This window comes from Pseudomonas idahonensis (assembly GCF_037903935.1).
GTDB classification, from domain to species: domain Bacteria; phylum Pseudomonadota; class Gammaproteobacteria; order Pseudomonadales; family Pseudomonadaceae; genus Aquipseudomonas; species Aquipseudomonas danubii.
The window spans coordinates 2,126,033-2,137,719 of the sequence record NZ_CP149586.1 but is presented as its reverse complement, the minus strand read 5'-3'; the positions used below and the strand labels follow the sequence as shown (position 1 = coordinate 2,137,719).

Sequence of the window (11,687 nt, the reverse complement as noted above, 5' to 3'; positions counted from 1 at the left end):
GCTTAAGCATCCGCCAACGCAGACACCACCAGATCGCTGCTGCGCTGGGCGTAGGCCGTCAACACCTGGCGGATCTGCTCCAGATCACGGGCCAACACAGCGGCCAGCAACTGCTCGAACAACTCCAGGTACTCGCTCATCGACGCCTTGCGCTGCTCCAGTGCCAGGTAATAGGCACGGCTCATGGCCGGCTGCAGATTCTCGACGGTTTCCTGCAGGTAAGGGTTGTTGGCAAAAGGATAGGCCGCGCGCATCACGCTGAAGCTGTCCTCGACGAAGGCGCGGATGTCCTGGCGCTCGTAGGCACCCTCCAGACGCTGCTGGATCTGCAGGAACGGCGTCATGTCGCTCTGCTGCACCCAGCCGCTGGCCACGCAGTTGCCCAGCAGGATGTACAACTCGCTCATCAGGGTGCAAAGACTGCGGACCTTGTGCTCGGTGAGCTCGGTCACGTGGGCACCACGGCGCGGCAGGATGGCAATCAGATGGCGGCGCTCAAGAATCAGCAAGGCCTCGCGGACCGAACCACGACTGACATTGAGGGCCAAGGTGACCTTCTGTTCCTGAATGCGCTCTCCAGGCTTGAGATCCCCGCGAATGATACGTTCGGCGAGGTGGTGAGCAATCTGCTCGGCGAGGCTGTCCGGCGCCTTGAACGTCATGGTTTTCCTTCAAAATCTTTAATCGGCACAAGCGGCGCAGTGTAGCGCAATTGCTACCCCATCGCGGAGTGCTCCGACAGGGGAATTTGGCATGAAACAAGCAGATTGATGTTGATTCAAGGGTTTCTCAAATGCCGTTCATACTTGAAATGTTGAGCACAGAAATTTCCTGACCCAAAGGTCAGAAAATCATTGACCGAAAAGTCAGACATGACTAAATTCGGCTCAGTTCGCTTAACAACAATAAAGAGTCTGCGAGGCCTTCCGTGATCCAGTTTTTACTCAACCAGGAACTCCGTAGCGAGCACGCCCTGGACCCAAACCTGACCGTGCTCAACTATCTGCGCGAGCACCTGGGCAAACCCGGCACCAAGGAAGGCTGCGCCAGCGGCGACTGCGGCGCCTGCACCGTGGTGGTGGGCGAGTTGCAGGTGGATGCCCAGGGCGGCGAATCCATTCGCTATCGCAGCCTCAACTCGTGCCTGACCTTCGTCTCCTCCTTGCACGGCAAACAGCTGATCAGCGTCGAAGGCCTCAAGCATCAGGGCCAACTGCACAGCGTGCAGCAGGCCATGGTCGAGTGCCACGGTTCACAATGCGGCTTTTGCACCCCAGGATTCGTCATGTCGCTGTTCGCCCTGCAAAAGAACAGCAGTGAACCCGACGCCCACAAGGCCCATGAGGCCCTGGCCGGCAACCTGTGCCGTTGCACCGGCTACCGGCCGATCCTCGCTGCTGCCGAGCAGGCCTGCTGCGGCCAGCAGAGCGATCAGTTCGACGCCCGCCAGACCGAGACCATCAGTCGCCTCAAGGCCATCGCCCCCAAGGACACCGGTGAACTCAACAGCGGCGACAAGCGCTGCCTGGTGCCGCTGACCGTGGCCGACCTGGCCGACCTCTACGACGCCTACCCCCAGGCACGGCTGCTGGCCGGTGGCACCGACCTGGCCCTGGAAGTCACCCAGTTCCACCGCACCCTGCCCGTGATGATCTACGTCGGTAACATTGCCGAGATGAAGCGCGTCGAACGCTTCGACGATCGCCTGGAGATCGGCGCGGCCACGGCCCTCACCGACTGCTACGACGCACTGCGCGCCGAGTACCCGGACTTCGGCGAATTGCTGCAGCGCTTCGCCTCGTTGCAGATCCGCAACCAGGGCACCCTGGGGGGCAATATCGGCAATGCCTCGCCCATCGGCGACTCACCGCCCCTGCTGATCGCCCTGGGTGCGCAGATCGTACTGTGCAAGGGCGAAGTACGCCGCACCCTGGCCCTGGAAGACTATTTCATCGATTACCGGGTCACGGCCCGCCAGGACAGCGAGTTCATCGAGAAGATCATCGTGCCCCGGGCCAGCGCCGAACGGCTGTTCCGTGCGTACAAGGTCTCCAAGCGCCTGGACGACGATATCTCTGCGGTCTGCGCGGCCTTCAACCTGCAGATTGAAAACGGCGTGGTCAGCGATGCGCGCATTGCCTTCGGCGGTATGGCGGCAATCCCGAAACGAGCCAAGAGCTGTGAAACCGCACTGATTGGCGCGCCCTGGAACCTGTCCACGGTGGAGCGCGCCTGCGCCGCCCTGGCGGAGGATTTCACCCCGCTTTCGGATTTCCGTGCGAGCAAGGAATACCGCCTGCTGAGTGCGCAGAACCTGCTGCGCAAGTACTTCATCGAACTGCAAACACCGCACATCGAGACCCGGGTGACCGCTTATGTCTAATCATCACAAAGTCGAGAAGACTCAAGCCGAACTGACGGCCCTGTTTCACCAGGACCTGACCACGGGCGTTGGCCGCAGCGTCAAGCACGACAGCGCCGACAAACACGTGTCCGGCGAGGCGCTGTACATCGACGACCGCCTGGAATTCCCCAACCAGTTGCATGTCTACGCGCGACTGTCGGACCGAGCCCACGCCAAAGTCATCAGCATTGACACCGGCCCCTGCTACGCCTTCGAAGGCGTGCGCATCGCCATTACTCATGAAGACATTCCCGGCCTGAAGGACATCGGCCCACTGCTGCCCGGCGACCCGCTGCTGGCCATCGATACCGTGCAGTTCGTCGGCCAGCCGGTGCTGGCGGTGGCCGCCAAGGATCTGGAAACCGCGCGCAAGGCGGCCATGGCCGCGATCATCGAGTACGAGGACCTGGAGCCGGTGCTGGACGTGGTGGAAGCCCTGCGCAAGCGCCACTTCGTGCTGGACAGCCACACTCACCAGCGCGGCGATTCCGCCGGCGCCCTGGCCAGCGCCGAACACCGCATCCAGGGCACGCTACATATCGGCGGCCAGGAGCATTTCTACCTGGAAACCCAGATTTCCTCGGTGATGCCCACCGAAGACGGCGGCATGATCGTCTACTGCTCGACCCAGAACCCCACCGAAGTGCAGAAACTGGTGGCGGAGGTGCTCGACGTGTCGATGAACAAGATAGTGGTCGACATGCGGCGCATGGGCGGCGGCTTCGGCGGCAAGGAAACCCAGGCCGCCAGCCCTGCCTGCCTGTGCGCGGTGATTGCCCGCCTCACCGGCCAGCCCACCAAGATGCGCCTGCCCCGGGTCGAAGACATGCTCATGACCGGCAAGCGTCACCCGTTCTACATCGAATACGACGTGGGCTTCGACAGCAACGGCCGCCTGCACGGCATCCAGCTGGAACTGGCGGGCAACTGCGGCTGCTCACCGGACCTCTCGGCGTCCATCGTCGACCGGGCGATGTTCCACTCCGACAACGCCTACTACCTGGGCGACGCCACCATCAACGGCCACCGCTGCAAGACCAACACCGCCTCCAACACCGCCTACCGCGGTTTCGGCGGCCCGCAAGGCATGGTCGCCATTGAAGAGGTGATGGACGCCATCGCCCGCCACCTGCACCTGGACCCGCTGGCGGTGCGCAAGGCCAACTACTACGGCAAGACCGAACGCAACGTCACCCATTACTACCAGACCGTCGAGCACAACATGCTCGAAGAGATGACGGCCGAACTGGAAGCCAGCAGCCAGTATGCCGAGCGTCGCGAAGCCATCCGGCTGTACAACGCCAACAGCCCGATCCTGAAAAAGGGCCTGGCACTGACCCCGGTGAAGTTCGGCATCTCCTTCACCGCCAGCTTCCTCAACCAGGCCGGCGCGCTGATCCACATCTACACCGACGGCAGCATCCACCTGAACCACGGCGGCACCGAAATGGGCCAGGGCCTGAACGTCAAGGTGGCCCAGGTAGTGGCCGAGGTGTTCCAGGTGGACATCGAGCGGGTACAGATCACTGCCACCAACACCGACAAAGTACCCAACACCTCACCCACCGCGGCATCCAGTGGCGCCGACCTCAACGGCAAGGCCGCGCAGAACGCAGCGCAGACCATCAAGTCGCGCCTGGTGGAGTTTGCCGCGCGCAAGTACCAGGTCAGCGAAGAGGATGTGGAATTCCACAACGGCCACGTACGGGTCCGCGACCATATCCTGACCTTCGAGGAACTGATCCAGCAGGCGTATTTCGCCCAGGTGTCGCTGTCCAGCACAGGTTTCTACAAGACCCCGAAGATCTACTACGACCGCAGCCAGGCTCGGGGTCGGCCGTTCTACTACTTCGCCTTTGGCGCAGCCTGCGCCGAGGTGATAGTCGATACCCTGACCGGCGAGTACAAGATGCTGCGTACCGACATCCTGCACGACGTCGGTGCCTCGCTGAACCCGGCCATCGACATCGGCCAGGTGGAAGGCGGTTACATCCAGGGCATGGGCTGGCTGACCACCGAGGAACTGGTGTGGAACGCCAAGGGCAAACTGATGACCAATGGCCCCGCCAGCTACAAGATCCCGGCGGTGGCCGACATGCCCCTGGACCTGCGGGTCAAGCTGGTGGAGAACCGCAAGAACCCGGAAGACACGGTGTTCCACTCCAAGGCCGTGGGCGAACCGCCGTTCATGCTTGGCATCGCTGCCTGGTGCGCCATCAAGGACGCAGTAGCGAGCCTGGGCGACTACCGCCATCAACCGCAGATCGATGCCCCGGCGACACCGGAGCGAGTGTTGTGGGGCTGCGAGCAGATGCGTCGCTTGCAGGTGACCAGGGCCGTGGATCAGCAAGTCGAGCTGGCGCCGCTGTAACGGCCTTCACGGGCAAGCCCGCTCCTGCACCGCGCCCGTAGGAGCTGGCTTGCCGGCGAAGCAGCCCGAACAGACCACCAAGATGTCGAGGTAAACATGAACAACTGGATCAGCGCCCTCGCCGACCTGCAGAACCAGGGTGAGCCCTGCGTGCTGGTGACCATCATCGAGGAGCTCGGCTCAACGCCGCGTAATGCCGGTTCGAAAATGGTTGTCAGCGCCACCCAGGCCTTCGACACCATCGGCGGCGGGCACCTGGAGTACAAGGCCATGCAAATTGCCCGGAACCTGCTCGCCAGCGGCCAGCAGGCCACACACCTGGAGCGCTTCAGCCTCGGTGCCAGCCTCGGCCAGTGCTGCGGCGGCGCCACCGTGCTGCTGTTCGAACCCATGGGCCAGGTGCAAGCGCAAATCGCCGTGTTCGGTGCCGGCCACGTCGGCCGCGCCCTGGTGCCACTCCTGGCCAGTCTGCCGTGCCGAGTACGCTGGATCGATTCCCGGGAACAGGAATTCCCGGAACAGATTCCCCAGGGCGTGAGCAAGATCGTCAGCGAAGAACCGGTGGAGGAAATCGATAACCTGCCACCTGGCAGCTATTGCATCGTCATGACCCATAATCACCAGCTGGACCTGGAGTTGACCGCCGCCCTGCTCAAGCGCAACGACTTTGCCTATTTCGGCCTGATCGGCTCGAAGACCAAGCGGGTGAAGTTCGAGCACCGCTTGCGCGATCGCGGTTTCGACGCAACCACCTTGCAGCGCATGCGTTGCCCGATGGGGCTCGCTGAAGTCAAAGGCAAGTTGCCCGTGGAAATCGCCATCTCCATTGCCGGTGAGATCATCGCTACCTACAACGCCCATTTCGGCCAGTCCAGCGCCAGCGCCGAACCCATTGCCAAGCTGCTGCCGGCCTCGCGCCGCAGCCAGACTTCGAACTGACACGCCACACACTGAGAACGACCATGCCTTTGACTCGCAAAGCCTACCGTGCCGCCATCCTGCACAGCATCGCCGACCCGGCCGAAGTCGGAATCGAAGCCTCCTACGAGTATTTCGAAGACGGCCTGCTGGTGGTCGAGGACGGCCGGATCAGCGCCCTCGGCCACGCCAGTGAACTGCTTGCCGGCCTGCCCGCCGATGTAGAGATCAATCATTACCCCGATGCCCTGATCACCCCGGGCTTCATCGACACCCACATCCACCTGCCCCAGACCGGCATGGTCGGTGCCTATGGCGAACAGTTGCTGGACTGGCTGAACACCTACACCTTCCCCTGTGAACGCCAGTTCGCCGATCAGGCCCACGCCGATGAAGTGGCGGACATCTTCATCAAGGAATTGCTGCGCAACGGCACCACCACCGCGCTGGTGTTCGGCAGCGTGCACCCACAGTCGGTCAATGCCTTCTTCGCCGCCGCCGAGAAACTCGATCTGCGGATGATCGCCGGCAAGGTGATGATGGACCGCAACGCTCCGGACTACCTGACCGACACCGCAGAATCCGGCTACCTGGAAAGCAAGGCGCTGATCGAGCGCTGGCACGGCAAGGGCCGCCTGCACTACGCGGTGACCCCGCGTTTCGCCCCGACCAGCACCCCGGAACAACTGACCCTGGCCGGCAAACTGCTGACCGAGTACCCCGATCTCTACATGCAGACTCACATCAGTGAAAACCTGCAGGAGATCGAATGGGTCAAGGAACTGTTCCCGGAGCGCAAGGGTTACCTGGACGTTTATGACCACTATCAACTGCTGGGGGAACGCTCGGTGTTCGCCCACGGCGTGCACCTGTGCGATGACGAATGCGCGCGCCTGGCGGAAACCGGTTCGGCCGTGGCCTTCTGCCCAACCTCGAACTTCTTCCTCGGCAGTGGTCTGTTCAACCTGCCCATGGCGGAAAAACACAAACTCAATGTCGGCCTGGGCACCGACGTCGGTGGCGGCACCAGTTTCTCGCTGCTGCAGACCCTGAACGAAGCCTACAAAGTCATGCAGCTACAGGGCGCACGCCTGAGCCCGTTCAAGTCCCTGTACCTGGCAACCCTGGGCGGCGCCCGCGCCCTGCGCCTGGAAGATCGGATCGGCACTCTGCACCCTGGCACCGACGCCGACTTCGTGGTCCTCGACTACCACGCCACTCCCTTGCTCAGCTATCGCCTGAAGCAGGCCAACAGCATCGCTGAAACCCTGTTTGTACTGATGACCCTGGGGGACGATCGCACCGTGCTGCAGACCTACGCCGCCGGCCAGCCAGTCCACCAGCGCTAACCCCGCAAACGAAAAATCCCCCGCTCGCGAAACATCGAACGGGGGATTTTTCATGCCTGAGTCCCAGGCGATCAGGTGCAGACTAGAACGTCACTTCCATGTTCAAGGTCGGCGCCGTGGTCCGCGTACCCCGTCCACCGTCCACCCCGAACTTGTTGTGCCAGTACTCGTAGCCAACACCCAGGTACAGGTTGGGCTTGACGTTCTTGCCGGGCAACACGGCCACCATCAGCGACGTCCGCACCAGGGTTTCCGCTGCGGTGTCACGATAGTTGTAGTCGTGGCCCTTTTCCCCGGTGTAGTTGACGAAGCCCTGGAACTTGGCGGCGTGACTGCCAACTTCGAACGGACGCATCCAGGCCAGGTTGAGCATGTAAGTATCGTCGAAGGTGTGATCCGGGTCCTTGGCTCCGGGGATGCCGGAATGGTTGTTTTCCTTGTAGTACAGCAAGCTCAGGTCCAGCACCCCGACGGTGTTGAATTTCAGGGTCGGACCGAAGACCAGGGCGCGTTTCTTGGCCGAGCCCAGGTTGTTGTTGCGACTGGCATCGAAGCCCAGGGTCAGCGCGTAGTCCTTGACGAGGCCGGTGCCCAAGGGCGTATCGAACACCCGGGACGCGAAGAGCTGGTGACGATAGACGCCATAGACTTCGCTGCTGCCCTTGTGGGTGCCCTTGCGCGGATCGTCGCTGTCGGAGAGCAGCAGATCCAGGTGCAGGTAGTTGCTGCCGTACTGGTAGCCACTGGCGTGGGTGAAACTGTAGATGCGCTTGCTGATGTAGTGCGGATTGTTCGGGTTGGTGAACTCCTTGCCGTACCGAAAGCCGACGCTGTTGTTCATCCACTCCAGGGCGGCTGCTTCCCCTGCTCCGATCAGTGTCATCAGCAGGGTTGCGCCTTGTAATGCCTTTTTCATTTTTATTATGTCCTGTGGCGGTGTGGCGTAAGGCAGCTTCGCTGGCTGCCGTCCGCACGCAGTATCGGCACAAGCGCCACAGGCCCCAAAGCACAGAATATCGATCAGCGCGCTGCCAAAACGGCAACAGCCGCCCACAGCCATGGACTCAGAGCGTTAGCTGGCCGAAAGCGCGCTCGGCCCGCTCGCGAATGGCGATCTCCTCGCCAAGCAGATGCGCCAGCGCCTCCACCGCGCTGGGCAGATCACGACCGCTGCGGGCATAGAGCCCCAGGTCGCTATAGATCCCCCCCTGATCGCTCAGCGGGATATGCACCAGTTCCCCCTTGCTCAGGTCGCCCTCGACCCCGACCCGGGTCTGGAAGGCCACCCCCATGTTGTGCCGAGCCATCTGCCGCGCCAGCTCCATGGAGTTACTCTGCAAGGGCGGCTTGTCCAACAGCCCCAAGCGCTTGTGCAACGGCGCCAGCAAGTGATGGATCGACAGCTCGCTCTTGGCCAGGATCAGCCCGTGCTCGGCGCAAGTGGCGAAATTGACGCTGCCCCGCTCGGCCAAGGGATGATCGGGACTGACCAGCGCCCCCAGGCGAAAATGACCGACGCTCAAGGGGCGGATCTCCGGCGCCCTGGGCAAGGCGAACGCCAGGCCCAGGTCCGCACGACTGTTGATCAAGGCCTGGGGAATGGATTGCGAGCCCTGCACCGTGACGCCGATGGTCACCTGTGGATACAGATCGCGCATGCGCTTGAGCACCGAGGGCAGCAGATCCACCGTCGCGCCTTCCACCGCGGCAATCTCCACATGCCCGCTCTTGAGGCCACGCAGAGCATCGAACTCCAGGCGCACCCGCTCCAGGTCCTGCAGCACCAGATTGACATGACGGCTCATGACCTCACCCGCCAGGGTCAGGCGCAGGCCGCCCGGCAGGCGTTCGAACAAGGGCGCGCCGATTTCATCCTCGATCTTCAGGATCTGCCGGTTCACCGCCGAAGACGCGACATTCAAGCGCCGAGCAGCCTCGCGGATCGAATGACAGCGACGAACCATATCGAAGTAATGGATGGCGGGAGAATGAATGCGTAGCGTTCTGCCGATCATGCCGCGGGCTCCTTTCGCAGGACCAGAGGCGCACGGATTGCCGGCCGTGAGCCTCGAAGCAGGCACTGTATACAATCTTAATTGAAATTTAAAACAATCTTCCTGATCAGCAGGCAGACCCGCCGCCAAACAAAAATCCCCCGCTGCATAGGGCTACGCAGCGAGGGATTTTCAGTCTGATCGAGGCTTACAGCTTGGCCGTCGGCCGCCCCGGCTTCTTAGTCTGCAGCAGGTGCGAGAACACCGCATGCAGGTCGTCCGAGGCGCTTTCCTCGTCGAGATTGAGCTTGCTGTCGATGTGATCCATGTGATGCATCATCAGGTTCACCGCCAGCTCGCCGTCCCGGGCCTCGATGGCGTCGATCAGTTGGGTGTGCTCATCGTAGGAGCAGTGGGAGCGGTTGCCGCTTTCATACTGGGCAATGATCAGCGACGTCTGGGACACCAGGCTGCGCTGGAAGCTGATCAGCGGTGCATTCTTCGCAGCTTCCGCCAGCTTCAGGTGAAACTCCCCGGACAGGCGGATACCGGCACCACGATCGCCTCGGGAAAAGCTGTCGCGCTCCTCGTTGACCATCTGCCGCAACTCCAGCAGCTGTTCGGCGGTGGCATGCTGGACCGCCAGCTCGGTAATGGCTCGCTCCACCAGACGCCGGGCGAGAAAGACCTGACGGGCTTCCTCGACGCTCGGACTGGCAACCACCGCCCCCCGATTGGGCCGCAACAGGACTACGCCTTCATGGGCCAGCCGCGACAATGCACGACGGATGATGGTCCGACTGACTCCGAATATTTCCCCAAGCGCCTCTTCACTCAACTTGGTGCCGGGCGCCAGGCGCTGCTCGAGGATGGCCTCAAAGATGTGCGCGTAGACAATATCGTCCTGGGTTCCGCTGCGACCGGCTTTGCCTGCTCGCGGTTGTTTCTTGAGAGGTTGCAACTGTTCGTTCATGGGCACTCGGGTCGGGAGGACTGCGGCGATTTCGGCGTGACTTTAATACGCCACGGTGGGTCGCTGGCAAGTATCGCGTTAAAACAGGGGCACATTGTACACAACCGCTGGGGATCATTAGCAAAAAGTGTTACCGGCCCCACCACTTATTCAACGACTGTACGGCTATTTGTAGTCACGGCTGTATTGCAATGCAAAGTTGCTTTTAAGTTTAGGCTTGAACCTTGAACCCTATTACCGGCTCGTTGCTTGCGCAGGCTGCAAGCAGCGTTCGCCGGGTATGGGTTTTGCGTCTTTCAAGAACAAGGAACAGCAGTAATGTCCGATGCCACCCCCGCGCAATTACGCCCCCTCGCGGACACTTCGCCCTCCGCCATCGTTGCCGGCTTTATCGCCATGATGACCGGCTACACCAGTTCCCTGGTGCTGATGTTCCAGGCTGGGCAAGCCGCCGGCCTGACCAGCGGTCAGATCTCCTCCTGGATCTGGGCCATCTCCATTGGCATGGCGGTGTGCAGCATCGGCCTGTCTCTGCGCTATCGCACCCCCATCACCATCGCCTGGTCCACACCCGGCGCTGCCCTGCTGATCACCAGCCTGTCGGGAGTGACCTATGGCGAAGCCATTGGCGCCTACATCACTTGCGCGGTCCTGGTGACCATTTGCGGACTCACCGGCAGCTTCGAGCGCCTGGTGAAAAAGATCCCGGCATCCCTGGCAGCCGCCTTGCTGGCGGGAATCCTGTTCAAGATCGGCAGTGAAATCTTTGTGGCGGCCCAACACCGTACCGGTCTGGTACTGGGGATGTTCTTCACCTACCTGGTGGTCAAGCGCCTGTCGCCACGTTATGCCGTTCTCGCGGCCCTGCTGATCGGCACTGCACTGTCCGGGCTGATGGGCTTGCTGGACTTCAGTGGCTTCCACCTGGAAGTGGCGACGCCGGTCTGGACCACGCCGCACTTTTCCCTGGCGGCCACCATCAGCATCGGTATTCCACTGTTCGTGGTCGCCATGACCTCGCAGAACATGCCCGGGATCGCGGTGCTGCGCGCCGACGGCTACAACGTCCCGGCCTCGCCACTGATCACCGCCACCGGGCTGGCTTCGTTGCTGCTGGCGCCATTTGGTTCCCACGGCATCAACCTGGCGGCCATCAGCGCTGCGATCTGCACCGGCCCCCACGCCCACGAAGATCGCAGCAAGCGTTACACCGCCGCAGTGTGGTGCGGGGTTTTCTATGGCATTGCAGGGGTCTTCGGCGCCACCCTGGCGGCGCTGTTCGCGGCCTTGCCCAAGGAACTGGTGCTGTCCATCGCCGCCCTGGCGCTGTTCGGCTCGATCATCAACGGCTTGAGCATCGCCATGAGTGAAGTGAAGGAGCGAGAAGCGGCGCTGATCACCTTTATGGTGACAGCCTCGGGGCTGACGCTGTTCTCCATTGGCTCGGCGTTCTGGGGAATTGTCGCTGGGGTGGTGACCTTGATGATTCTGAATTGGCGCAGCGCCTGAAGGGCTTCGCTGGCCTACACAGACCGGCGCCCACTGCAGGAGCCAGCCTGCCGGCGAATAGCGCCCACGACAAAACCCGGGGCTGGCCCGTGGCAGATGCAAGGATACAAAGGGGGAAATCGACAGGTTGCCCTGGGGGCAACATCGCATGAGCGGCCCGGACGGGCCG

9 protein-coding genes are annotated in these 11,687 nt (G+C 62.1%); 5 read left to right on the top strand and 4 right to left on the bottom strand.

The annotated features are described in order from the left end of the window. Positions 1-2: 2 nt before the first annotated feature. Positions 3-662 carry a GntR family transcriptional regulator gene (locus WIN67_RS09770; protein ID WP_102863827.1) on the bottom strand — a complete coding sequence of 220 codons (660 nt, stop codon included), beginning with the start codon at positions 660-662 and terminating at the stop codon, positions 3-5. 266 nt (positions 663-928) lie between these two features. Between WIN67_RS09770 and xdhA the strand changes: the two genes are divergently transcribed. From xdhA to guaD, 4 genes are all read left to right on the top strand, one after another. After that, positions 929-2,383 (top strand): xanthine dehydrogenase small subunit, encoded by a 1,455-nt coding sequence (gene xdhA / locus WIN67_RS09765; RefSeq protein WP_102863828.1) that lies wholly within the window; start codon positions 929-931, stop codon positions 2,381-2,383. After that, positions 2,376-4,775 carry a xanthine dehydrogenase molybdopterin binding subunit gene (xdhB, locus tag WIN67_RS09760; protein ID WP_123392345.1) on the top strand — a complete coding sequence of 800 codons (2,400 nt, stop codon included), beginning with the start codon at positions 2,376-2,378 and terminating at the stop codon, positions 4,773-4,775. Before xdhA ends, xdhB begins: the two co-directional genes overlap by 8 nt. Before the next feature lie 96 nt (positions 4,776-4,871). Further along, complete coding sequence (gene xdhC, locus WIN67_RS09755) at positions 4,872-5,714, top strand: xanthine dehydrogenase accessory protein XdhC (protein ID WP_102878984.1); 843 nt, start codon at positions 4,872-4,874, stop codon at positions 5,712-5,714. 23 nt (positions 5,715-5,737) lie between these two features. Beyond that, entirely contained in the window at positions 5,738-7,042 is a 1,305-nt protein-coding gene (gene guaD, locus WIN67_RS09750) for a guanine deaminase (protein ID WP_102878983.1), read from the top strand. Between the two features lie 82 nt (positions 7,043-7,124). Here the strand turns inward: guaD and WIN67_RS09745 are convergent, their stop codons facing one another. The 3 genes from WIN67_RS09745 to WIN67_RS09735 all read right to left on the bottom strand — a co-directional run bounded on the left by WIN67_RS09745 (position 7,125) and on the right by WIN67_RS09735 (position 10,009). Next, a complete protein-coding gene (locus WIN67_RS09745; RefSeq protein ID WP_102878982.1) occupies positions 7,125-7,958 on the bottom strand; it encodes a nucleoside-binding protein in 834 nt (277 codons plus the stop codon). A gap of 148 nt (positions 7,959-8,106) precedes the next feature. Next, the gene (locus WIN67_RS09740) at positions 8,107-9,057 is read right to left on the bottom strand and encodes a LysR family transcriptional regulator (RefSeq protein WP_102878981.1); all 951 of its coding nucleotides are present in this window, start codon (positions 9,055-9,057) and stop codon (positions 8,107-8,109) included. A 187-nt stretch (positions 9,058-9,244) separates the two neighbouring features. Further along, positions 9,245-10,009: a GntR family transcriptional regulator gene (locus WIN67_RS09735; protein ID WP_025128787.1), complete on the bottom strand. Its 765-nt coding sequence runs from the start codon at positions 10,007-10,009 to the stop codon at positions 9,245-9,247. A gap of 318 nt (positions 10,010-10,327) precedes the next feature. Here WIN67_RS09735 and WIN67_RS09730 point away from each other — a divergent pair, with 318 nt between their 5' ends. Continuing rightward, positions 10,328-11,518, top strand: coding sequence for a benzoate/H(+) symporter BenE family transporter (locus WIN67_RS09730; protein WP_123392323.1), 1,191 nt, complete (start codon positions 10,328-10,330; stop codon positions 11,516-11,518). Positions 11,519-11,687 lie beyond the last annotated feature (169 nt).

What these genes read in the sequence shown, in the direction of transcription:
- WIN67_RS09770 (WP_102863827.1), bottom strand. Translation starts at nt 662, where the DNA reads ATGACGTTCAAGGCGCCGGACAGCCTCGCCGAGCAGATTGCTCACCAC.
- xdhB (WP_123392345.1), top strand. Translation starts at nt 2,376, where the DNA reads ATGTCTAATCATCACAAAGTCGAGAAGACTCAAGCCGAACTGACGGCC.
- xdhC (WP_102878984.1), top strand. Translation starts at nt 4,872, where the DNA reads ATGAACAACTGGATCAGCGCCCTCGCCGACCTGCAGAACCAGGGTGAG.
- guaD (WP_102878983.1), top strand. Translation starts at nt 5,738, where the DNA reads ATGCCTTTGACTCGCAAAGCCTACCGTGCCGCCATCCTGCACAGCATC.
- WIN67_RS09745 (WP_102878982.1), bottom strand. Translation starts at nt 7,958, where the DNA reads ATGAAAAAGGCATTACAAGGCGCAACCCTGCTGATGACACTGATCGGA.
- WIN67_RS09740 (WP_102878981.1), bottom strand. Translation starts at nt 9,057, where the DNA reads ATGATCGGCAGAACGCTACGCATTCATTCTCCCGCCATCCATTACTTC.
- WIN67_RS09735 (WP_025128787.1), bottom strand. Translation starts at nt 10,009, where the DNA reads ATGAACGAACAGTTGCAACCTCTCAAGAAACAACCGCGAGCAGGCAAA.
- WIN67_RS09730 (WP_123392323.1), top strand. Translation starts at nt 10,328, where the DNA reads ATGTCCGATGCCACCCCCGCGCAATTACGCCCCCTCGCGGACACTTCG.